This window comes from Candidatus Limnocylindrales bacterium (assembly GCA_035559535.1).
Taxonomy (GTDB): domain Bacteria; phylum Moduliflexota; class Moduliflexia; order Moduliflexales; family JAUQPW01; genus JAUQPW01.
In genome coordinates this window covers 282,017-305,848 of sequence record DATMBG010000051.1, presented here as the reverse complement: position 1 = coordinate 305,848, position 23,832 = coordinate 282,017, and the positions used below count along the sequence as shown (strand labels likewise).

Annotated in this window: 22 protein-coding genes; 13 read left to right on the top strand and 9 right to left on the bottom strand. The window is 43.8% G+C overall.

The features are described from left to right. Nucleotides 1-309: 309 nt before the first annotated feature. The gene (locus tag VNM22_19820) at nt 310-642 is read left to right on the top strand and encodes a hypothetical protein (GenBank protein HWP49416.1); all 333 of its coding nucleotides are present in this window, start codon (nt 310-312) and stop codon (nt 640-642) included. Here VNM22_19820 and miaA read toward each other — a convergent pair. The 4 genes from miaA to VNM22_19800 all read right to left on the bottom strand — a co-directional run bounded on the left by miaA (nt 594) and on the right by VNM22_19800 (nt 4,407). Further along, the gene (miaA, locus tag VNM22_19815; protein HWP49415.1) at nt 594-1,562 is read right to left on the bottom strand and encodes a tRNA (adenosine(37)-N6)-dimethylallyltransferase MiaA; all 969 of its coding nucleotides are present in this window, start codon (nt 1,560-1,562) and stop codon (nt 594-596) included. The genes VNM22_19820 and miaA overlap by 49 nt on opposite strands. A gap of 96 nt (nt 1,563-1,658) precedes the next feature. Beyond that, nucleotides 1,659-2,546, bottom strand: a complete 888-nt coding sequence (gene galU / locus VNM22_19810; GenBank protein HWP49414.1) for a UTP--glucose-1-phosphate uridylyltransferase GalU — start codon at nt 2,544-2,546, stop codon at nt 1,659-1,661. 83 nt (nt 2,547-2,629) lie between these two features. Then, nucleotides 2,630-3,727, bottom strand: a complete 1,098-nt coding sequence (gene cax / locus VNM22_19805) for a calcium/proton exchanger (protein ID HWP49413.1) — start codon at nt 3,725-3,727, stop codon at nt 2,630-2,632. Between the two features lie 98 nt (nt 3,728-3,825). Continuing rightward, the gene (locus VNM22_19800; protein HWP49412.1) at nt 3,826-4,407 is read right to left on the bottom strand and encodes an NYN domain-containing protein; all 582 of its coding nucleotides are present in this window, start codon (nt 4,405-4,407) and stop codon (nt 3,826-3,828) included. 374 nt (nt 4,408-4,781) lie between these two features. On the opposite strand from VNM22_19800, the gene VNM22_19795 reads away from it, so the two are divergent. From VNM22_19795 to VNM22_19760, 8 genes are all read left to right on the top strand, one after another. Continuing rightward, complete coding sequence (locus VNM22_19795) at nt 4,782-6,008, top strand: PLP-dependent aminotransferase family protein (GenBank protein ID HWP49411.1); 1,227 nt, start codon at nt 4,782-4,784, stop codon at nt 6,006-6,008. 174 nt (nt 6,009-6,182) lie between these two features. Then, on the top strand, nt 6,183-7,070 hold the full coding sequence (gene ybgF / locus VNM22_19790) for a tol-pal system protein YbgF (protein HWP49410.1): 888 nt from the start codon (nt 6,183-6,185) through the stop codon (nt 7,068-7,070). Between the two features lie 126 nt (nt 7,071-7,196). After that, nucleotides 7,197-8,264, top strand: coding sequence for a LysM domain-containing protein (locus VNM22_19785; GenBank protein ID HWP49409.1), 1,068 nt, complete (start codon nt 7,197-7,199; stop codon nt 8,262-8,264). A gap of 323 nt (nt 8,265-8,587) precedes the next feature. Further along, nucleotides 8,588-9,190, top strand: a complete 603-nt coding sequence (locus VNM22_19780) for a Fe-Mn family superoxide dismutase (protein ID HWP49408.1) — start codon at nt 8,588-8,590, stop codon at nt 9,188-9,190. 279 nt (nt 9,191-9,469) lie between these two features. Beyond that, nucleotides 9,470-9,961: a zf-TFIIB domain-containing protein gene (locus VNM22_19775; protein HWP49407.1), complete on the top strand. Its 492-nt coding sequence runs from the start codon at nt 9,470-9,472 to the stop codon at nt 9,959-9,961. Nucleotides 9,962-10,079: 118 nt separating this feature from the next. Further along, on the top strand, nt 10,080-10,613 hold the full coding sequence (locus tag VNM22_19770) for a macro domain-containing protein (protein ID HWP49406.1): 534 nt from the start codon (nt 10,080-10,082) through the stop codon (nt 10,611-10,613). A 48-nt stretch (nt 10,614-10,661) separates the two neighbouring features. Further along, nucleotides 10,662-11,477, top strand: a complete 816-nt coding sequence (locus VNM22_19765; GenBank protein HWP49405.1) for a thermonuclease family protein — start codon at nt 10,662-10,664, stop codon at nt 11,475-11,477. Beyond that, entirely contained in the window at nt 11,474-11,998 is a 525-nt protein-coding gene (locus VNM22_19760; GenBank protein ID HWP49404.1) for a cytochrome c-type biogenesis protein CcmH, read from the top strand. The genes VNM22_19765 and VNM22_19760 overlap by 4 nt, the downstream gene beginning before the upstream one ends. A 46-nt stretch (nt 11,999-12,044) precedes the next feature. On the opposite strand, the gene queA is transcribed toward VNM22_19760, so the two are convergent. Next, nucleotides 12,045-13,091 (bottom strand): tRNA preQ1(34) S-adenosylmethionine ribosyltransferase-isomerase QueA, encoded by a 1,047-nt coding sequence (gene queA, locus VNM22_19755; protein HWP49403.1) that lies wholly within the window; start codon nt 13,089-13,091, stop codon nt 12,045-12,047. A gap of 198 nt (nt 13,092-13,289) precedes the next feature. On the opposite strand from queA, the gene VNM22_19750 reads away from it, so the two are divergent. After that, the gene (locus VNM22_19750; protein HWP49402.1) at nt 13,290-14,816 is read left to right on the top strand and encodes a tetratricopeptide repeat protein; all 1,527 of its coding nucleotides are present in this window, start codon (nt 13,290-13,292) and stop codon (nt 14,814-14,816) included. A gap of 69 nt (nt 14,817-14,885) precedes the next feature. Beyond that, nucleotides 14,886-15,332: a DUF29 domain-containing protein gene (locus VNM22_19745; GenBank protein ID HWP49401.1), complete on the top strand. Its 447-nt coding sequence runs from the start codon at nt 14,886-14,888 to the stop codon at nt 15,330-15,332. A gap of 152 nt (nt 15,333-15,484) precedes the next feature. Here VNM22_19745 and VNM22_19740 read toward each other — a convergent pair whose 3' ends face one another. Both VNM22_19740 and VNM22_19735 read right to left on the bottom strand, forming a co-directional pair. After that, nucleotides 15,485-16,669: an acetyl-CoA acetyltransferase gene (locus VNM22_19740; protein HWP49400.1), complete on the bottom strand. Its 1,185-nt coding sequence runs from the start codon at nt 16,667-16,669 to the stop codon at nt 15,485-15,487. A 2-nt stretch (nt 16,670-16,671) separates the two neighbouring features. After that, nucleotides 16,672-17,319 (bottom strand): MBL fold metallo-hydrolase, encoded by a 648-nt coding sequence (locus VNM22_19735; GenBank protein ID HWP49399.1) that lies wholly within the window; start codon nt 17,317-17,319, stop codon nt 16,672-16,674. 431 nt (nt 17,320-17,750) lie between these two features. Here VNM22_19735 and VNM22_19730 point away from each other — a divergent pair, with 431 nt between their 5' ends. After that, nucleotides 17,751-18,911: a tetratricopeptide repeat protein gene (locus tag VNM22_19730; GenBank protein ID HWP49398.1), complete on the top strand. Its 1,161-nt coding sequence runs from the start codon at nt 17,751-17,753 to the stop codon at nt 18,909-18,911. Between the two features lie 184 nt (nt 18,912-19,095). Beyond that, nucleotides 19,096-20,010: a branched-chain amino acid transaminase gene (locus VNM22_19725; protein HWP49397.1), complete on the top strand. Its 915-nt coding sequence runs from the start codon at nt 19,096-19,098 to the stop codon at nt 20,008-20,010. A 191-nt stretch (nt 20,011-20,201) separates the two neighbouring features. On the opposite strand, the gene VNM22_19720 is transcribed toward VNM22_19725, so the two are convergent. Continuing rightward, nucleotides 20,202-20,603: a response regulator gene (locus VNM22_19720; GenBank protein HWP49396.1), complete on the bottom strand. Its 402-nt coding sequence runs from the start codon at nt 20,601-20,603 to the stop codon at nt 20,202-20,204. A gap of 24 nt (nt 20,604-20,627) precedes the next feature. Beyond that, nucleotides 20,628-23,645, bottom strand: a complete 3,018-nt coding sequence (locus VNM22_19715) for an ABC transporter substrate-binding protein (protein HWP49395.1) — start codon at nt 23,643-23,645, stop codon at nt 20,628-20,630. Between the last annotated feature and the right edge of the window lie 187 nt (nt 23,646-23,832).

Below are 23,832 nucleotides of genomic sequence, written 5' to 3'. Positions count from 1 at the left end.
TTACTTGTTTTGGTATCTATTTTGCAAATCTAAGTTTAAAGACTTACCTGGTGATAAGAATCCTGATTTTTTACTTGATCTTTTTGAATTGAAAAGATATCTTTCTAAGAGAGGTTTATTCACCAAGAAGCCTATTTAACATAACCTTTTTACTTAAAATATGATAAAGTGATTTCTTATAACTAACTTGGTGAATAAAAACCAATATTTATTGAATCGGAGGATGAGATGCCGCGTGCATGAGTGTACAGAAGCGTTAAGGATCCTTTCCATCGGCTGACATTCAAGCACATACGCGCATGTGATCTCATGGAAGACGAGGAAATCAGAAATAAGATTATACAGATGATTACGGAAGCTATCCAAAATAGCTTGAGAGACTCTCAGGAGCTTTCAAATGCTTTGGAGTTAGCCGGGCAGGAAGGTTATGAGATTGTTTTATCGGTCTTCTCGGGGATCCTCCTTCATAAAAGAGATGACCTGCAAGATAAGTCCGAAGAAGAAGAAACTTTACCTGCAGAGGAGGTGGTAGACACCAGTCAAAGGGAGGAAGGATTTGAGCCATCGGATCAACCAGTTTCCTTCGAGCTTAATCAATTGGATATTGAGTTTTTAAAGTCTTTAGGCTTGACTTTGGAGTAGAAAGCCTTTATAAGCCTGAGACACTGCTGTATAACCTCTGAAGGGGCTTGGGATTCTAAAAGATGGAGCCAAGTAATTCGGGGGTTTTGTCGAAACCAGGTAAGTTGTCGTTTCGCATAGTGACGGGTTTCTTTTTGAATGTCTAGAACGGTTTTATCCAAACTCCCTCCTTTTAAGATGAATTCAGTCATCTGTTTATAGCCCAGCGATTGCATCGCATGCAGGCTTGGCTGATAACCTTTTTCTAAGAGCGTCTTAACTTCCTCAACAAAACCTTGTGCGATCATAGCTTCTACCCGACGGTTGATTCGGTGGTAGAGCTCTTCCCGGGGTCGGGTCAGACCCAGAAAGCAAGTCGGATAGCGGAGGTGTCCCCACGAACTCTGTTTATGATGATAGGAAAGGGGTTTACCGGTGAGATGATAAACCTCCAATGCCCGAATAATTCGAACCAGGTCATGGGCATGGAGGCGTAAGGCCGTCTCGGGATCTATCCTTTGGAGTTTGCAGTGTAAATAATCACTTCCATAAAGACCGGCCAACCGTTCCATTTCCTGACGAAAATCTGGGTCCGCCCCCGGCCCTTCAAAAATTCCTTCCGTAACCGCACGAATATATAGGCCGGTTCCACCCACCAACAGGGGGATTTGTCCACGGGTATGGAATTGCTGTATCACCTGCCCGGCATCCCGGGCATAATCTGCGGCAGAATAAATCTGATCTGGTTCTATCAGATCGATCAGATAATGCCGAACCAGCTCCTGTTGGCTTCGGGTAGGTTTAGCCGTACCGACATCCATGTATTTATAAACCTGTCTGGAATCTGCACTTATAATTTCTGTCTTCAGCCGTTGGGCCAGTTCTAGAGCAACTTCAGTTTTACCTACTCCGGTAGGTCCTACTAAAACGATGAGAAACACGGGGATGAGGAGTTTTAGGACGCGGAGATATGGAGACGCGGAAACTTTTCCCCGTGTCCCCCAAGTCCCCGGGTCTCCATATCTCCGCGTCCTGTATTAAACGGATTCAATCCAGCTTTTATTTAAGTCCAGGCTCTGCAAATATTTTCTAAAATCATCCCCTAAATCAGCCCTCCGAAGCGCAAATTCAACGGTTGCCGTTAAAAAACCCAATTTATTTCCGATATCATAGCGGATCCCTTCAAATTCATATCCATAGATCACCTGTTTTGAAAGTAAGGCTTTCAACCCATCGGTCAGTTGAATTTCACCCCGTTGATCGGGTTTAACCTCAGCCAGCACATCAAAAATTTCAGGGGTTAAAATATACCGCCCCATAATAGCAAGATTCGAGGGGGCCTCTTCAGGAACCGGTTTTTCTATCATATCCAGGACCCGATAAATTCGAGGCTCTATTTCTTTAGCATCGATAATTCCATAACTCTGAACTTCTTTCTTATCAACTCGTCTGACGGCCACCACAGAACAATTATACCGATTATGTACCTCTATCAATTGCTTAATACAAGGGGATTTAGAGTAAATAATATCATCTCCGAGCAAGACGGCAAAAGGTTCTTCGCCTATGATATCCTTTGCCGTTAGGATGGCGTGCCCCAGTCCGAGGGGTTGTTTTTGCCGTACATAACACACGGTGAGCATTTCAGAGATATGACGGATCTCATTCAATTCCTCTATCTTTCCTTTATTATGTAAATTATATTCCAGCTCAAAGGAAATATCAAAATGGTCTTCAATGGCTCGTTTACCTCGGCCTGTAATAATAACAATATCTTCAATACCCGCTTCGACGGCTTCTTCAACTACATATTGAATGGTGGGTTTATCCACTACCGGGAGCATTTCTTTAGGTTGTGCTTTGGTAGCCGGAAGAAACCGGGTACCCAAACCTGCTGCCGGAAAAACCGCTTTACGAATTTTCATAACCTCAGTGGGGAGCAGGCAGTAGGTAGTGAGCTGTTTGATTTTTCATTGCTCACTGCTTACTGCCTACTGCTCACTGTCTTTTAGGGTGCGAGGAAAAATACAATAGCGAGAATGGCATAAACTGCCAGCAATTGAATCCCTTCCAACCAGTTGGATTCCCCATCCAGGGAGATAAGGCTTACAACCGCTACAGAGATGGCTACTGCAACCACTTCTAGTAAGGTAAATTCCAGATCCATGGGAGTACCCATTAAATAACTCGTGATGACCAAAACCGGAGCGACAAACAAAGCGATTTGGATACTTGAGCCAACTGCAATATTCATGCTTAAATCCATTTTATTTTTAATCGCCACCAGGACGGCAGTACTGTGTTCTGCTGCATTACCAATGATAGCAATTACAATAATTCCCATAAAGAGTTCGGTAAGTCCCAGGACCTGTGCCGTAGGTGAAAGGGAAGTAACCAGGAACTCACTGATAAAGGCAATGGTAACGGTGGATATGAAAAGGATGAGAAGGGATTTTTTTACCCCCCAGTGGGATTCTGTTTCATCCCGGGTTTCTGAGTCGGTCTCACGAACCAGATGCTTGTGAGTTTTAAGGGAAAAAATAAGTCCACACAGGTAAACCAGGATAAGGATTATCGAAATGGCCAGGCTGAGTTCTTCGCTGAGAATAAATTTTTGAGAGGGATTCTGAAAGTGGGCAGTTTGGGTAAAGACGGCCGGAATCAGCAGAGATATAACCGATAAGGTTAACATGGTAGACCCTACACTGGCTGCCAAGCTATTGAAGTTCTGTTTTTCCCGTTTTAATCCACCCAAAAAAATAGCAAGTCCCAAGACGAAAAGGATATTTCCTACAATGGACCCGGTAATAGACGCTTTAACCATGTTAAAGAGTCCCGCTCGAATTCCCATTAAAGCGATAATTAGCTCGGCTGCATTACCAAACGTAGCGTTCAACAAACCACTTATACCCGCACTGGTTCTACTTGCCAGATGCTCGGTAGCCTTACCCATAAGTCCGGCTAAAGGAAGAATAGACAAGGCAGAAGAGATGAATATAAAAGGAGGACGGGCATGGGTGAACTCAAGGAAAAAACTGACAGGTACAAAAATCAGAAGAAGTGTCAGCGCATTGTCAATATTGAGCTTAAATTTGCTAATACTCAAACGAGGACGTTTAAGCTACTTATTACGTAATACGTAAAACGAAAGCCATCAGATAGAAAGCCCTCCGTTTTACGCGTTACGTTTCACAGATTAAGATCCTACGTTGAACCTGGCCTATAAGAGACTCTCCCTTCAAAACGATTAGTATACTCGTTCTGCTTCTTGGCCAGCTTTTCACTATAATGGTTAAAGTTTCGATCCCCACCGGGCTCTGGACTTTCTACGATCCCTTCGAGATGGCTTAAATTGGTGTAATGATCGGCAGCATAAATCAACTCGATGGCCGTATTAGCATCAGGTCCGATGACTTCAACCCGGGTACCCATATGGCCCAAGGCTTCAACCAGTTTAACAAAATCCCCATCTCCGGTAACCAGAACGGCTACATCTAAATATTTGCCTAAGGTAAGCGCGTCAATAGCGAATTCCAAATCGATATTACCTTTGATACTTCCATCGGGTAGGCGACGAATAGGTTTGCTGACCACCCGGTATCCCAGATGGCTCAGGGCTCTCATAAAATTGTGCTGACCTTCATCCTCCGGATCATAGCTCATAAAGGCCGAAGCTCTGACTAATTTTCGATTTTTTTGGGCATGCGCTAATAAAACATCATATTTTATTTTTCCAAAAGTTTTCCAAATATTTTGGACATCTACAAATATACCCACTCGATCCATTTTACATACTCCTTATTAATTTTAAATCAAATACACGGTTTCTATTAACTCTCCCCTTAAGGACCTTACCGGCTTAGTTAACCAGGAGCTATTAAATTTTACCTTTCATACTGTCAAAGAGCAAATTCGCTTATAGTAGGATAACTATCTTGAAAAAATATGTCAAGGATTTCCTTAGTTAGATTACCTGGAAGTAGTTTCCTTTTTTAATTTGACAAACCCACCGGATTCTATCATAGTGATAAACATATACCGGGACAAAATACTTCTCACCCTTAGCTATAAAGACATTCAAAAGGGTGTTTTGAAGATAAGATAGCCGAATAGCCTTCATATAGGTATTCGAAATAGAAAGGAGAGGAAGTTTACGATTTATGAAATGGACCGAAAAATATTCAAAGCGAATGGAACGGGTTGCGCCTTCAGCTATTATGGAAATCTTAAAGGTAGTGACACAGTCTCAGTTTATTAATTTTGCCAGTGGGTTGCCGGATGCCGAACTCTTTCCCCTGGAAGAATTACAGAAATTATGTAATGAGGTTTTTCAAGAGGAAGGCAAAATAGCTTTACAGTACAGTGCAGCGGAGGGGTACCCCGCTTTAAGGAGCTTTATTGCCGAGAGGTTAACCCGACAGGGTGAGAGGACTTCCGCCGATAATGTGCTCATTACCCATGGCTCTCAGCAGGGTCTGGATTTAGCCGCCCGAATTCTCCTAGACCCTGGCGATAAAATTATCATCGAAAACCCCTCCTACCTTGCAGGACTCCAGATTTTTGATAGCTATCAAGCCGAGTATCTCCCAGTTTCTATGGATGGGGAAGGTATGATAGTGGATCAGGTGGAAGAACTTCTAAAAACCCAGACCCCGAAAATGATTTATACCCTTCCTAACTTTCAGAATCCGACGGGAATAACTCTTTCCTTAAACCGACGGGAAAAGCTGGTTGCTCTGGCCGAGCGCTATAACGTTCCTATTCTGGAGGATAATGCCTATGGAGATTTACGCTATGAGGGAGATTCTTTACCTTCCCTGAGAGCCTTTAAAGGGGGACACGTAGTTATCTCAACGGGAACTTTCTCAAAAACCATTGCTCCGGGAATTCGCGTGGGGTGGATTGCAGCGGAAAAGGAACTCATGGACCGAATAGCCCAGGTAAAGCAGATTACCGATTTACATACTAATACTTTCTGGCAGCGGGTGGTATATCGTTATTGTATCAATGGCCAGTTGGAACCCCAGATTCAGCGGCTCTGTAAAGCTTACAAGAAAAAGCGGGATATCCTCCTGCAATGCCTGGAACACTACTTTCCCCGGGAAGTCAGTTGGACTCACCCGGAAGGCGGTATGTTTCTCCTTTTAACACTTCCGGATTCCCTGCATGCTGAGGACCTGTTAAAAGTTGCCATGGAAGAAAAAAAGGTCGCTTTTGTTCCAGGTCGAACCTTCTTTCCCCGGGGGGATGGTCACAATACCCTTCGATTGAATTTTGTAAGTCCCAAACCTGAAGAAATTGAGGAAGGCGTGCAAAGGTTAGCGGAAATCATCCGGAGTTCCTGGACCTTTGAAGGGGGCTTTCATAAAGGGCTTTTTGGAGTCTAAAATCTAACTCCTTAAAAATCCGTAATTTTTTCCTTGACACGATCCAGGGAAATATCACACAGTTATACCTATCGTATTTTGGAAGCCTGGTCTTCGAATAAACTTGAATGTCCTGCCAATCCCCTGAACCCTGCCTCCCCAGGGTGAAAGATGGGAACGAGAGGAGAGGTAGCTGTGAAATCCTTTATTTCAAAGCTGGCTTTAATTGCTTTGGTGATGATCCTAAGTAGCAGTTTAATGATTTCTAAATCGGTCTACGGCCGAATTACCAGCCAGGAGAAAACTCCGGTAGGAAGTCAAAACCCGGTGGCAATTCCTGTTCCCGGTAATCCTCCCATTTATCCGGCTTATCCCCCCACAGAGCCACCTCCCGGTTACCCCCAAAATTACCCTCAACCAGATCAGCCTCCCTTAGATTTTAGACCGAACCGACCTCCTATGGACATCCGGCAGATTCCAGGTGGACCTCCCGATTACGGTCCTTCAATGGGTTATGCCTATCCCTATGCCTATCCACCTTATCCTCAAGAACCGGGATCCGGCCCATACGGACCTTATTACCCCGGCTTAAATGATCCCTATAACCGGGATTACGAGGTTCCCCCTCTTCCCGGTCAACCCTGGGATTATTATTCACCGAATACCCCCTTCAATGCTCCTCCACCGGAACCTTATGGACTGTCTCCTCAGCAACTTTATAGTGAAGCCATGGGGTATTTTAACCGAGGAGACTATACTCAGGCAGCCATAAAATTTGAACAACTGGCCTATGGGTATCCTACCAGTGATCTTGCAGATAATGCGTATTACTGGGCCGGTGAAGCTTACTATGCACAAAAAGACTATTACCGGGCTATTCAATCCTTCCAGCAGGTTCTGGATCGCTACCCCAATGGAAATAAAGTTCCAGATGCTTATCTGAAGTTGGGCTATGCTTACGCAGAGTTGAGACAGTATGATAAAGCTCGAGCTACACTCAATGAGGTAATCCGACGCTACGGACGTATCGATAGGATTCGCACTAAAGCCAATAAGAAGTTAAGTGAAATTAGTCGGCTGTAGAGGGTCCCCTGGTTTATCGTGGGTTGTCTGTTACCCGTTGTTTAGAATAGCCTGCTTGATGATCTTCTTTTCAAGGGAATTGTAAAACGGCTAGATCTGAAACAACGGATAACAGACAAAAAAACTATGAATTCCTTATTGAAACTGTTCATCCTGGCAGTAAGCATCGGTATAGGTTTTTTTAATGTTTCTGTGAAGGCACAACCAAAATCTCAGAAGGATTTATCTGAAGAAGATTACGTAGTTAAATACGGAGATACGCTTCGAGGCATAGCTGGAAGATATTTGGAGAGCCCGGAAGACTGGAGAAAACTCCAAAAAGAGAATCCGGCTATAAAAAATCCCCATCGTATCTATCCGGGAGATACCTTAGGGTATTCGGGGGCCTGGAGCAAGAAGGTTGGAGAGGAAAGAGGATTTGACAGACTGGCAAAACCCTGGTATGGACTTCCCATCGAGAAACCCATTGAAGTACCCCCTTTTCGACCACCTCCCTTGATCGTATCTTCTGTAGATGAGATTGAATCAGCCGGTTTTTTAGTGCCGGAACGGGCTGCTGAGCTTAAATTAAAAAAGGTGGCTACCATTATCAATTCTGAAGAGGGTAAATTGGGTTTGACATTTGGAGATTTGATTTATGTAAATAGAGGTAGAGCTCAGCAGGTAAAGCCTGGAGATATCTTGGTGGCCTATCGCATAGAAAGGGAGGTATTTCATCCCATAACCTCTCAATTTATAGGAACCCTTATTAAGGTTTTGGGACGCGTTAAAATAGATTGTCTGGAGGAGAATATCTCGTGTGCAGAAATTATTAAAACCTATGATTACATGCAGCAGGGGGATGAGCTGGTTCCTGCTTCAGAGTTATCTATTCCCTATGCAAAACCTCCAGTAGGCGATTCAAAAACTTGCTGCTTGGTGGTAGATGGAGAACTTCAGGCCTTCATATTAACCGAAAAGGAAGCTCGAATCGGAATTGCAGCCAATGATATAGTTTATTTAGATGTAGGAGCCTTGCAGGGCGTTCAACCGGGAGATCAGTTTATCATTTATAGGAAAATAGGTGAAGGCTATCCCAAAAGGGCTTTAGGACGTCTTGTAATCCTTAGCGTACAGGAAAACACGGCAACGGCGTTGGTTACAGAAAGTATCAAAATGATCGAAGTTGGCGAGAGGGTTACCTTGAAACGATAATTCTGGCTTGACAAAGGTCAGCTTAAGGTACACAAGATAAATAGGTAAATCTCTAGTCCAAATGATAGGATGAGATATCTATAGGTCTTACCTATGGCTAGAGAGGAGACGTATCACACCCAAAAGCGCTAAACTGCTAAACCCGGGGTGTACCATTCCCGCCCCCTGCTTCACAGGGGAGAGAAGAATGCGGTTGAATCCTCTCTCCGGGGGGAGGAGTGGGTCCTAAGGGTATTATTTCACCTGGCGTTTGGCGCCTAAGGGGTTTGATTTCACCCTTTATTAGGATCTTTTAGAAGACAAATGAGTGCGAGGAGGTTAAAATGACTTACGAAGCAAAAAACTTTGATCATTTATTAGGTACTCCAGGTTTTAGCGATCAGCTCTTAAAAAATCACTTTACCCTTTACCAGGGTTATGTCACCAATACCAACAAATTGCTGAGTACTCTGACCCAGTTACATAAAGAAGGAAAAGCCGGAACGCCGGAATATGCCGAATTAAAACGTAGATTTGGATGGGAATTTAACGGCATGCGTCTGCACGAATATTATTTCGGTAATATGGCAAAGGGTGGAAACCCTCTAGATAAAGGTTCACCCTTTTCTCAGAAATTGACCCAAGAATATGGCTCCTATGAAAATTGGGAAAGTGATTTTAAAGCCACCGGTACCATGCGCGGCATTGGATGGGCCGTTCTTTATCTTGATCCCATTGCCAATCGGCTTTTCAATACCTGGATTAATGAACATGATGTGGGACATCTTGGAGGTGGTATTCCCCTTCTTATTATGGATGTCTTTGAACATGCTTTTATGATTGATTATGGATTGAAGCGTGCAGATTATATTGAGGCATTTTTCAGGGCCATCGACTGGGGAGCCGTAGTAAGAAGGTTTAGTAAAGCCCCCCAAATAACTTTATAAGGAAACCCATTCCGTTATATCAGATCGAAGGAATTGAGCTTTTTAAAAGATCGCTTATGGGTGGAAAAGGGATAATCGGGTAGAGGATTATCCCTTTCTTTGTTTTTATACAACACTTGACAAAAAATTCCCTTTGGGATATGTTGGTGCTCATCGTATTTTCGTATGGATTATCTTCGGGTAAACGGCTGTTCTCAGGTTATAAAATGGGGCCTACACAACAGGCGGATGTAGGGTTAAATCCGTAGGATTTATGTAGGATCCATAAAAGACTAACGGGTGTATCTTTGTCCTAGGTGTCATCTTTCTTTAGAAGAGTACTTTTATCAGGATATTTTGCTTTATAAGTGCTCTCCCTGTAAAGCTTTCTGGTTTCCAGAATCTCGATTTGGACAGGTTAAAAATCTCGGATTCGATGGACTTGGTGACCCACATATATCTCCTGAACCGGGAACTGGCAACCAAGCGAGTGAATTTCTCTTGTGCCCCCAATGCCAGATTAATTTAACAAGGTTTATCTATGCCTACTCTTCGGGAATTCAGTTACATCATTGTAAAACCTGTAAAGGAATCTGGGCGGGTCAAACTCAATTATCCGCCATCAGTCGGGTTCTCAATGACTACAAGGAATCTCTAGAGGAAGCTAAACTCAAAATACTTCCGTTAATTTTTAAGGTTAAAGAAAACTTTAAAGAACAGGAAGTAGCTCAACTTAATCGTTTGAAAGGAGCCAGAATTCTGAATAAACTTTTATCTAAATTAGGATTTTAACACGGATATAAGAGAACATAATAAAACCAATCAAGGCGTGGGATGTGGAGCGTTACTTTTATTTTCTCTGGAGCGCTCGCCATTCTCCGTCCTATAATAATTTTAAAAGACCTAGATAATGAGTTTGACGATCCGTAATACAACCCTTTCTGTTATTCAAGGTGATTTAACCGAATTGGAAGTCGATGCCATTGTAAGCGCGGCTAATGATAAACTTTGGATGGGATCCGGGGTTGCCAGTGCCATCAAGACCAAAGGGGGTCGAATTATCGAAGAAGAGGCTATCGCCCAAGGACCGGCTCCGGTGGGAGAGGCTATTGTCACCACAGCGGGAAATCTTCCTTCTATTTATGTTATTCATGCAGTGGGCGCAGAACAGGGTGCCAAACCCAGTAGGGATAGCCTTGCTAAATGTACAAAAAATAGTCTTCTTAGGGCCGAAGAAAGGAATCTGAAAAGTATTGCTTTTCCGGCTATAGGAACCGGAGTTGCAGGTTTTCCAGTAGAAGAATGCGCCCGCATCATGCTGGGAGTTATTTGCGATCACCTTAAAGGAGATACCTCCCTTGAAAAGGTGATCATAGCTCTCTTTGATAAAGGAAGCTATATGAGCTTCAGCAAAGTTCTGGATGAAATAAAAGCGAATCTTTAATTTCCTGCTGGCGTAGGGGGTACTGGCTAAGGATTAGTTTAAGAATCGTTGTCAATTCTAAAAAAATATTTTAACAGATATATCGCTGTTTTTCTCCTCCTTGCTTTACTTCTAAGATCCTGGTATTTTCTAAAACCCAAGGCCGAAATCCTATTCAAAGAGGTCGTAGAGCTGAGAAGTGGAAATATCTTTCCAGATCCTCCTCCGGAGCCGGAGAAGGTTACTCTCAGACCCAACCCGGTTCCCTGGAATTTTCGTCGAGAATTCGCAACCATTGTAAAGGTAAAAGATGGGGATACAGTAGAAACCGATCGGGGGGAAACAATTCGGTATATCGGAGTGGATACTCCGGAAATATACCGGTTTAATGGAAAAGACTGGCAACCGATGTGGGAATGTTATAGCTTTGAGGCCGAAACAAAAAATGCAGAATGGGTCCAGGGTCAAAAAGTCTTTCTGGAATCAGACCGGGAAGACCACGATAAATACGGACGACTCCTCCGCTATGTCTTTGTAAAAAGAGGAAGACATTGGATATTTGTTAATGAGTATTTACTCAGGCAAGGATATGGAAGATACTATGATCCTAAAAGTTATCTTCCGAAATATGCCAGACTCTTGCAAGAAGCCGAGAGGGAAGCTAAATTAAATAAAAGGGGATTGTGGGGAGCCTGTTATAATTCAAGGGGTCTGGAGCGGACCATTAAGGGGGACATTACCCAATCTGGAGAGAAACGATATTTTATCCCTTCCTGTTTAAGGTATGGAGAAACTATCGTTGATACGCTGTCCGGCGAGCGATGGTTTTCGACAGAAAGGGAAGCCCGTATAGCCGGATGGAGAAAAGCTAGAGAATGCCCATGAGTTTATCTGTTTTACGAGTCCTCAGGGATCCCTTTTGGGGAAAAAAGGATTTTTTAACCTATAGCCTTCTGGTATCCGGGTTTCTTCTCTTCCAGATTTTCTTTCCTGCCCAACCCGTTCGGGCTTTAACCATGGAGGAGGTCGCCCGTGAAATTATGAGCCCTGCCTGTCCGGGCCAATTGCTCATCGACTGTCCTTCCGGAGAAGGAGGTCAGCTACGAGAATTAATCCGTCAAAAAATTGCCCAGGGTGAAACGAAAGAACAGATTATTCAATATTTTGTAGACGTTTATGGAGAAAATATCCTTGCCGCACCACCCAAGAAAGGCTTTTTCTTAACCCTCTGGTATTTGCCTTATCTCATCCTTCTAAATGGAATAGGAGTTATAGCTCTGATCAGTCTCATCTGGGTAAGACGAAAGAAAAGTTCCACTAGCCTACCTGTTCATCCCTCCTCTTCCACCGAAGAAACTAAGTACCTGGACCGGGTCGAAAAGGAATTAAACGAATTTAAATATTAAAAGCCAGAACTCTTCTTTTTTTACGTCCGCCCTTTGGACTTGGGATTTATACAATCAACATGGCGTCCCCATAGCTATAAAATCGGTAACGATGCTGAATAGCTTCTTGATAAGCTCTTTGCATAAGTTCTCGTCCGCCAAAGGCATAGACCAGCATTAAAAGGGTAGATCGGGGCAAGTGAAAATTCGTTATGAGAGCCTGAATTACATTGAATTTAAATCCCGGGTAGATGAATAGGTCTGCCCATCCACTTCCCGGAACCAGCCTTCCATGTTTCAAATAAATAAACTCCAGAAGACGGGTGGTCGTTGTTCCAACGGCTATAATACGTCGCCCTTCCTCCCTTGCCCGGGTTAGAATATGGGCAGCTTCTTCGGAAAGGGTATACCATTCGGGATCGATTTTATGTTCTTCGATAACTTCGTTTTGGACAGGTCGAAAAGTTCCAGGTCCTACATGGAGGGTAACCATGACGATCTCTATGCCTTTTTCCAATAATTTTTTCAGCAACCCCTCAGAAAAATGAAGACCAGCCGTAGGAGCCGCCACAGAACCCTCTTCCCTGGCATAAACTGTTTGATAACGCTCCCGATCCAGAGCAGAGATCCCTTCGGGCCTTTTGATATAAGGTGGAAGAGGTATTTCTCCAAGCTTATCCAGGCAAGCTCTAAAATCTCCTGGATTCTGAAATTCTACCACACCCTTACCTGTGGCATCCTTCTCTTTTACAACGCCTATAAGTTGATGATCTCCAAAGACAAGTATTTCTCCGATCCGAATATGGCCCCGGATGAGAGCTTCCCAGGTATAAGTTTCAGAAGTCTCCCTTTCCAGAGGCCTCAGGAGCAGCACTTCTACTTTACCTCCCGTAGAACGTTTTCGACCTTTAAGCCGGGCCGGGATGACCTTGGTGTCATTGAGAACCAAAACGTCTGGAGGAGTTAAATATTCAGAAAGATGATGGAATTTTGTGTGGCGGATTTCCCCCGTAGTTCGGTTAACCACCATTAAACGGGACTGTTCCCGAGACTCGGTCGGATATTGAGCAATAAGTTCTGGAGGAAGATCAAAATCGAATTCGGTTAAATACATAGGCAAATTTTTAAGTTGACCGTCTGGAGAGAATATGGCATTTTATTAAGAAAAACAATATCTATCTGACCTAAGAAAGGACTTTAATACATGAAATCATGGAATACCCCTAGCATACACCTTATAATTTTATTGAGCTTTGCTCTGTGCCTAATCAATTTCTCATCCAGCTCCCTTCAGGCAGAGGATTGGTCAAAAGTGATTGAGACTGCCGAGGAGAATTTAAGGAGTTGGAATGTAACTCCTGCCTACAAGCAGATTTCCCAGGCTCTTGAAAAAGATCCTCAAAACCCTCAACTTCTTGCGCTCCTGGCTAAAATTTACTTCCTTCAAGGAAATTATGCAAAGTCTTTAGAGATCTTGGAGCAAGTCAATACAAAAACCCCCCATGATCAACAAATCCAGGGATTTCAGAGTTTTGTTAAAACTCTAGAGGAACTCACCCGATCTTTTACCCAATACGAAAGTGCCCATTTTATTCTACGATTGGATCCTAAAATAGATCGGATTTTGGTAGATTATGCCCTGGATACTTTAGAAAAAGCCTATGAAAAGATCGGGAAAGAATTTCAATACTTTCCTGAGGAAAAAATTTTGGTGGAAATTTATCCCGATGCAGATAGTTTCAATGCAGCTTCCAGCCTTTCCAAAAGAGACATTGAAGTCTCGGGTGCTATTGCTATTACTAAATTCAACAAAATTGTAATGGCATCCCCCTGGACCTTACTCCGGGGATATCGGTGGATGGATACCTTAACCCATGAATATGTCCACTATGTCATCGTACGGACCAGCAACAATAACACTCCCATCTGGCTACACGAGGGAACCGCCAAGTATCATGAAAAACTCTGGAAAGATATTAGAGGGGATTATCTGACTCCTTTTTCAGAAGATCTTCTGGCCAGGGCTTTGGATACCAATACCCTGATCGGCTTTCAACAAATGGAGCCTTCTCTGGTGAAATTGAATAGTCAGGAAGAGGTTCAATTGGCCTTTGTGGAAGTCGCTTCTGCGGTGGAATATATTACCACGACCGGTGGCTCCGGAATCCTCCCCAAAATCATGAATATCCTCAAAAAAGGTGTTCCGGCTTCCGTTGCCGTAAGCGAAGCCCTGGGAAAGAGCTATGGAGATTTTGAAAAGGGGTGGAAAGAATTTCTCAAAGGTAAAAATTTAAAGAAAACCCCTGGGCTGGAAGGGGAGAATTTTAAACTCAAAGGTCCCAATCCCGAGGAGGAAGCGTTATTCGAGGAAATTCAATCTTTCCAGGCCCGTGAGCAGGTCAAACGCGGAGATGATTTTCGTAGAATCGGGCGGAGACAGGCCGCAGTTCTGGAATATCAAAGGGCGTTACGGAATGCTCCCAACTCACCTTTTATTCTCAACAAGCTGGCTCTAGCCTATATGGAGCTTGGAGATCTGTATAAGGCTAAAGAACAACTTGAAAAGGCCGTGGCCAGTAATCCGAACTATGTCACGACCTATACCAACCTGGGAGATATTTATCTGGCTCAGGGGGATTATACCCGGGCCATACAAAATTACTGGGAATCTAACCAGATCAACCCCTTCAACCCGGCCATCCATAAAAACATAGGTATTGCCTACTTCAAGTTAGGGAATCTAGAGCAGGCTGTCAAGGAATGGAAAAACGCCCTCATTCTGGATCCCGGGGATGTAAGTATTGTACAACTTCTGGAGCAGACCAGGGCTTCTCAATGAAGGGCTACGAAAAGCATGAAAGTGTGAGGGGTATGGGAGTGTGGGAGTATGGGAGTGTGAGAGGGAGTTATGGAAAAAATTGTTAAGGATTATGAGAAAGACTTTTATGCCTGGTTGATGAAAAATGCAGAATTAATTCGTCAAGGAAAATTTTCAGAAGTTGATACGGAAAACGTAGCAGAGGAACTGGAGGCTATGGGTAGAAGTGAAAAGCAAGAGTTAATGAACCGGTTGACCCTTTTACTCGTTTATCTTTTAAAGTGGCAATTCCAACCCGTAAGACGTTCAAAAAGTGGGAAAAATACTATAATTACTCAACGCCTGGATATACAGGAATTGCTGAACGAAAGTCCTAGCCTTCGTCAGGAACTTGAGCAGGGAATCGAGATAGCTTATCAAAAAGCTAAGTTGAAAGCTGAAGATGAGACAGGTATTGACCTGAGGCACTTTCCAATAAAGTGCCCCTTTTCTTTCGAACAAATATTAGATGATAATTTTTTCCCCGAACAAGAATGATGGACTCTTTAACTTTTCTTAACAGGGAAAGGTAAAAGGAAACGTAAGCCTCATCGTTTCTAACAGCCGGTACCTGTTTTACTTTGCCATAGACCGGTCTGAACTGAACCCTGGATTTACCCGTGTGAAAAGGGTGAGGTTTAAGATGAGACTTAATCCCGTCCTAGCACGAATACCGTAGAGATAGACCCAGGTCCCCCCAAGGTGTGAGCCAGACCTCGGCGGGCGTTTTTCACCTGCATTTTCCCGGCTCGACCTCGTAGTTGGTCGCAGATGTGGGCAATCATACGGACTCCCGAAGCGCCTACCGGGTGACCGCAAGCCTTTAAGCCACCATCGGTGTTGACCGGGAGTTCCCCATCCAGTCGGGTAACCCCGTCTCGAATAAGCTGCCAGCCTTTACCCTTTTCACAGAAACCCAGGTCTTCATAATTGATGATTTCGGTAATGGTGAAACAATCGTGACATTGAACCACATCGATTTCCCGCATCGGATTTTGGATGCCAGCCTGTTTGTAAGCAATAGCCGCAGCTTCCCGGGTCGATCGAAAGCCAGTAAAAGAAAAGGTAGGGTCGAATTGGGCGGTATAGTAGCCGCCTGTTACGGCGGTTCCAACACCCTGAATCACCACATAATCCCTGGTAAATTGAGGAGCTAAATCAATACGGGTTAAAATAACAGCGGCAGCTCCGTCGGTTGTAGGACAACAATCCAGAAGTCCCAAAGGCTCGGCTATCCGAGGGGCTTTTCGTACCATATCCTCGGTAATCTCCTTTTGAAAATGGGCCTTGGGATTTAAGCTACCGTGATAGTGATTTTTTACGGCCACCTTAGCCAGATACTCTTCTCCAATCCCATACTCTTCCAAGTACCGGGTGGCCAGCAGGGCAAACATTCCAGGTGCCGTACGCCCCTTGGCGTACAGGGGATGTCCGCGTTCTACATGCTGGGCAACCAGGCTTCCTCGGGGTGGAACTTCGCGCATCTTTTCGACCCCTACAGCCAGAACCAAATCATATTCACCCGCTGCAACGGCTAAGGCGGCATTTCGTACGGCTTCCATACCTGTACAGCAATAGTTGGAAACTCGAACAACGGGGATGGGATACAGGTTAAGGGGTTCGGCAACCGCAGTTCCAGCAACTCCTTCAAATCCCCAAGAAAAAGGAAGGTAAGTCCCTAACCAGGCTGCCTGAATCTGTTTGGGTTCAATTCCGGCGTCCTGGAAAGCTTCAAGACAGGCTTCTACCAGCATATCGGTATACCCCATCTCGAAGTTCTCTCCAAACTTGCACAGGCCGGTTCCAATAATGGCTACTTGATTTGCAATGCCCATATTTATCTCCTCATTCTAAATTTCACAAAGTCTTCTAAAGACTGGAATTGCAGATAAGGATTCTGTTTTCTTTCCTCCTCCAAGGTCGAAACCGGTGTTTTTCCGTAATTATGTCCCGGGTAGAGGAGGGTTCGGCCATCCAGTTTCCCTAACCGGTTGTACAGGCTATCATACATCTGTTCAGGATTTCCACCCGGCAGATCACAACGTCCACAAAATCCTATAAATAGAGTATCTCCTGAAATGAGTTTATTATCTAAAAGAAAACATTGGGAACCCGGGGTATGCCCTGGGGTGTGAAGAAAGGTGACCGGGATGTTCCCAACCCGGATAACGTCTCCACTTTCTACTTTGACGGTATCCGACCAGATTCGCTTCATGAACTCGGCTTCTGCTTTTTGTATATAAACTTTTGCCTGAACATGGTTTAAGAGTTCTTCGATCCCGTTAGTATGATCTGGATGATGATGGGTGATGAAGATTTTAGTAATATTCATTTCATCCTGTTGGGCAATTTTCAGAATTGTATCTACGTCCCAGGCCGGATCTACCACAGCTGCTTCTCGGGTTTCAGGATCCCCTATGAGATAAACGAAATTTTCCATGGGTCCCAACTCTATTTGCTTGAGATATAAGGAGGATGGCATCATGCAGGCAAAATCCCGGATTTCAAAATTCCAAATTTTTCCAGTTTGGAACTCTGAATCAGGGATTTAAAACTTTGTGTAACGTTATACCTTACCTTAGGGAAAGTCAATAACTTTTCTCTTCTTATTCCTCAGGAGTCGGGAGTCAAAATCCGGGAATCAGAATTCAGGAATCAAACTTAAGAATTCTTTTCCTTCTGACTTTTAGCTTCTGGCTCCTGGTTTTGAATTCTGACTCCTGAATGGGTTGCTTTTTAAACTTGACAAATCTCCTGGGGTATTATAATCCATAGTAAACGATATATTCCTTATAAGGATCAGGCAAATTTCTTCTGAGAGAACTGGTACGGTAAAGGAATCTCCATGGGTAAACGGGTAAAAACAGATTGAGAGGTCCAGGTACCTGGATTTAACCTCCCCAAAGGAGGAAAATCATGAGAGTTCAGTGCAGCCATTGTGGGGCCCAAGGGAATGTAGATGCCGCCAAAATACCTCCCCAGGGGGCTAATATTAAATGTCCCCGCTGTCAGAATATTTTCTTTATTAAGAAAGAAGATTCTACTTCCACTCCTCCGTCGGGATGGGAGGAAGTTTCGACATCTTTCTCAGAAAGGGCCGTTAAAAAAGAATCTGCCTCTCCACCCATATCAGAGGAAGCTTTGGAGTCCCCTTTAGCAAAAGTAGCTTCTGAGATGGCGGTCCAGGAAGCAGATAAGGCCGCTCAGCAGGGAATGGATTTTTTGAAAAAAAGGATGTTTGATGAAGCCCTGAAAAGTTTTCAGAGGGTGGTTGAATTAAACCCTCGCCATCTGGACGGATATCGTAATCTGGGGGTTATCTATGGTCAAAAAAAGATGTGGTCGGAAGCTTTAAAAGCTCTTGAAAAGGCCGTAGAGATTAATCCAGATGACCTGCAATCCCAGAAAAATTTAAGTGTTCTCTATCTGCAACAGAAAAATTTTGAAGCAGCTATTCCTATTTTAGAGAAGGTTCTGACCCTGACTCCTTATGATGAAAAGGCAAAGAATTACCTGGCTTTGGCTTTAAAGGGGAAAAAAAGTCAATCCAGACCGACTTTAGAAAACCCCCCTATTCAGAAAGAAATCTTAGAAGTGCCTTCCTCTTCTTCTATATCTCCTTCTCCTATGATTCAAAAGGAACCAAAAGCAGAAACCGAGCAGGTTTCAACCCTGGCTTCTGAGGGTCCTGGGGAAGAGATTAAAGCAGAGGTTTCGGAATCTCTTAATCCGGAATCTAGGGAAGTAGGGTCCTCCAGGCAGCGTTTAAAACCTGAACCGGCAATAAACTCTAAAGTAAGTTCCTTGCTGGATGAAGCCTGTGATCTTTTAGACAGCCAAAGGCCAAGGGATGCCATTGCAAAATGTAAAGAAGCTTTACAAATAGAGCCAAATAATCCATCTATTTATTATATGATGGGTCTTATTTATGAGGAGCGGCAGATGTGGGATCAAGCCAGAGAGGTTTATGAGAAGGCGCTTCAACTAAAACCAGACTACGAAGAGGTTCGGTTAAATTTGGGTCTGATTAGAAAACAAAGAAAAAAACCTATATGGAAAATATGGGCGAGAAAATAAGCCTGGGTGATGAGCTATGAGTGAGGTTAGAAGTCAGAAGCCAGGAGTTAGAAGTGATTTCGAGTTCTAAATCTGTTCTAATCCCATGAGTCATGGTCAAAAGCGATTAGGCGGTAATTCTGAGTTCTGAATTCTCTACCCCTTACTCATGACTAATCACTCATTATTCATCACTGAATATTCAATGAAAGAATCTGAAAAAATTTGGTTTGACGGAAAGTTTGTTCCCTGGCAAGACGCTAAAATCCATGTATTATCCCATGTGGTACATTATGGCTCCAGTGTCTTTGAAGGGCTTCGTTGTTATAATACAGCTAAAGGTCCGGCGGTCTTCTGTTTAGATCAGCATTTGACCCGTCTTTATGATTCTGCCAAAATTTATCGCATGGACATTCCTTATTCCAGAGCCGAGTTACGGGATGCCATTTTAGAGACCATCCGGGTAAACCGCTTAAAGAGCTGTTATATTCGACCGGTGGCCTTTCGGGGATATAAGGAAATCGGCGTGAATCCAAAGACATGTCCGGTGAATGTGGCCATTGCTGTGATCGAATGGGGGGCCTATTTAGGGTCAGAAGCCATTGAAAACGGGGTAGATGTATGTGTCTCCTCCTGGAGAAGAGTGGCTCCCGGAACCATTCCCTCTATGGCTAAAGCTGGTGGAAATTATTTAAGTTCCCAGTTGATGGTTTTGGAAGCCCTGGAAGATGGCTATCGAGAAGGAATCAGCCTGGATATATTTGGTTACCTGAGCGAGGGAAGTGGTGAAAATTTGTTTATCATTAAAAACGGGATTATTTATACCCCTTTGACGGCTCAATCTATCCTACCGGGTATTACCCGAGAATGTGCCATAACCATAGCCCGAGATTTTGGTTATGAAGTTCGCGAACAACCCTTACTTCGGGAGTTCTTGTATATCGCAGATGAAATCTTTTTTACAGGCACGGCGGCCGAAATTACTCCTATCCGTTCTGTGGATAAAATCAAGATTGGAAGCGGTACCCGTGGGCCTATCACCGAACGGATTCAGGCTAAATTTTTTGCTATTACCAGTGGCAAAACCGAAGATAAGTATAACTGGTTAACATTCGTTTAAAAAAATAGGGTGGAGGTGTGGGGGTATGGGAGTGTGAAAGTATGGGAGTGTGGGAGTGTAGAAGTATACTTGCCAGTTACTTTCTAAATGAAAAGACTTTTCGAAGTATGGAAGTATAAGAGTATAAGAAATATTACCCCCATACTCCCATACCCCCACACTTCCACATCCCCACACTCCCACCCTTGTTTTTATCGGTCTGATTCTTCCAAAACCCACCGTACGATCTCAACGGCTTTATTTAGGTTTAGGGGTTTAGAAATAAAATGCTCGGCTCCTGCACGTAAAGCCTCTTCGATTACCTCCTCATGGGAGATTCCACTGATCAGAATAATAAGGGTCTGGGGATTTATTCCCATAAAACGTCGGACCAGGGTAATTCCGTCCGTATCGGGTAAGGACATATCCATGGTCACGATGTCGGGTCTGAGTTCTTCAAAACGACGGAGAGCTTCCTCACCCGACGTAGCTTCCCCAACGACTTCCCCTCCCACCTGTTCGACCACCTTACTTAAGCTTATACGCGCAAATCGAGAATCGTCGACCAAGAGAAATCGAAATTTTTTTCCATCTTTTTTGAGAATCTCGGCCATAATTGGAGTACCGGGTACTCAGTTTTAGTACTCCCGGTTATACATCTTGCTAATGAGGGCGGGTACATCCAAAATGAGAATCACCCGTCCGTCTCCCAGTTTGGAAGCACTGGAAATAATATCTGTTTTGACAATTTTAGTATCCAAGGATTTGATGACCAGTTCTTCTTTTTCTAAAGGTTGGTCTGTGACAATCCCCACCAATTCATCCCGTGCAACCCGTACCACCACCACAAATAATTTCTCATTCTGGATTTTAGGTGGAGGAACTCCCAGAATATCGTAAGGTCTCAGGAGGTGAATGACCTGACCTCTGAGTTGAAAAACTTCCTGTTTTCCTATGATTTCGATGTTTTTTGTTGAAATTCTCAGGACTTCTACCACCAGCGATAAGGGAATGGCAAAAACCCGGTTTCCGATTTCCAGAAGAAGGGCTTGAATAATGGCTAAAGTTAAAGGGAGTTTAACGATAAATCGGGTTCCCTTATTCAGTTGGCTTTCGACTTCTAGGGTGCCATTAAGCTCTTCGATGACCTTACGAGCACTCTGGATTCCTGGACCGAACAGAAAAGAGTTTTCCTCGCTTTCAGGGATGACCAATCCCCGATTAAAGAATACATTAAAAAGGTCCGAAATGGAGAGATTTTCAGCTTCCTCGGGGGTAAAAAATTTATGTTCGACGGCCAGGTTTTTCACCCGAACCAGGTCGGTTCCTCGGCCATCATCGGAAATTTCGATAATAATTTGATTACCGGCATGGTAAGAGTTGAGACTTACTCTACCTGTGGTCGGTTTACCCAGTTGGGCTCGTAGAGAGGGGGGTTCAATTCCGTATTCCACAATACTTCGAAGAAGTTTCGTTAAAGGCTCCCCGATCAGATCCAGGATGGCTTTATCCAGTTCGGTGTGCTCTCCGGTTATTTCCAGCTTCACTTCTTTACCTTTTTTTAGAGCCAGATCTCTGACCAATCGAGGGAAACGTTTAAATACCACATCGATCGGCATCATACGAACCTTCATGATATTCTCTTGTAGGTTCAACAAATTTTTTCGAACCAGCGTATTGGTCTTCATAAGTTGCTCGATCAAACGGGCTGTTTCTCCGGTAGGAAAAATGGCATTTAATTTACTTAGACCTTGGGAAAGGGTGGCTCCTCCGATAACCAGTTCCCCAACCACGTTCATAATTTCATCCAGTAGTTGATAGTCTACCCGTAAGGTTTTTTTAGCCGACGGTGTAGAAGTAACAGGAGTATAGGAAGAGATTTCGAACTCCTCGTCTACGGAATAGGAGGTCACAGGCTCTGAACCCGGTGAAAGGACCTCTACCCTGTGGGTTTCAGATAAGGAGGGAAGTGCAAAGGGAGATATACGAATAGTCTGAACAACTGCGGCTACCTTTCCCCGACGTTGGATCAACTCCTCAGGTGCGCTACTGGCCAGGATGAGTTGGAAGTGATTTGTTTTTTTTAGTTCACCACTCCCTAAAGGGGGGTCCACCTTGATAACCTCCCCCAATCGGGAGAGCTTGCGAGTTACCATAAAAGCACCTGCAGAGTGCAGAGACCAATCGGGTGCAAATTCTATCTCTATTCGGAATACTCTTTTTCCTTTTTCTTGAGCTTCCTTAAGTTTTACTTCTTCATATCCAATCAGTTCAATACCTTCTTCCTGCTGATGAACCAGGGAAACGGCTGTTTCGGTTAAGGACTCCGATACCAGTTGATTAATTTTTGTTAATAGCGGTGTGAGATCCAGGGGGCTGGTTTTATCTGTTTTATAGTCATTGACCAATCTCCGAAGAGTATCCAGGCAATTAAAGAGAACGGTAATCAAACCCTGGGTAATAATTCCGTCAGATTTCTGAACGGCCTTAAGGGTCTCTTCCATATGGCGGCTCAGGGAATTAATCTTTTCAAATCCGAGGAATCCTGAATTACCTTTTAACGTGTGGGAGGCCGTTATAACATTTCTTAGAATATTTCGATCTCCAGGGGCTTTCTCAAGGGCCAGGATTCCTTTCTCCAGACCTTCCAGGATATCACCGGCCTCCTCAAAGAAAATTTCCAAAAACTCTTCATTTTCTTCTTCCTCCACAACCTCCCCTTCACGGGTTATGAGAACCAGAGAAGGCTCTACAGCCTCCAACCATTCCGTTGTATACAATCTCTTTTCCTCGGGCATGGTGGAGATGACCCCATTTTGAAATAGGAGCTCTCGAAAGGAGAGAAGCCCTATTTTAAAGAGGTTATCCATCTTCATGGAGTATTTATTGAGGGCCAGAATTTTATCCAGCTCGATTTTATCAGCAGACAGGGGTCCCGATAAAATCATGGCCGCTTCTTCTGGATTCTCATTAATGAAATCCGTTGCTTTTTTAAAGGCCCGAATCAGAGCTTTAACCGTATCCGGATGTTGTTGAAGATTCTCGTTCAAAACCATGAGGACACTTTGGTCTACCAACCAGTTAATCTCTTCCTCATAGCCCGGTATGGCCGAACGGGAACCGGAGAAATAAAATTTACCTCCTATGGCCTGGGCCCGGCTGGTCCAGGGTTCCCAACACGCCATTCCGTCGATTTCTCCCCGTTGTAGTGCTTCTAACTGTTGAGCAGGAAGCAGGTCTACAAAGGTAATCCGCGTCAGATCTACTCCAAACTCCCGGGCCATACTCTGAAGGGCAATATAAACCGCGGCCCCTTGCGCCATTCCTATTTTCTTTCCCTCTAAATCTCTGGGAGTTACAATTCCAGAATCCTCCCGAATCACAACCTGTTGAGTTCCAGAAATATCTGCCAGAGGGGCCACAATTTTAACATCCAGGCCTCGATCCTGAAGAATGAGCGTGGTAACCGGAGTCTGAGTAAAAGCAAAAGGCTTCTCCTTGGCCTGAATCACTTCATCCGGCATTATGGTTCCGGAGGGAAGAAGTCGATATTCCACTTGCAGACCTTCTTCATCAAAAAACCCTTTTTCTTTAGCTAGTATCAACTGGCTTGAAATATTTGGATCTTTAACACCATAAAGCTTGATTCTCTTCACAACCCCATCCTCCCTGAGAGGGTTTTACTTTTGTTCCTTTAAAAGTTATATTCTTTATATCTACCTTTTGGATAAAGTCAACTTTTTTGTGGTACTTCCTTCCTTATTTCCATTGACATCCTCAAATTAGGGGTCGTATTTAAAAAACTATATTCCCATACCTTTATAGATCTAAATTTTAATCCGA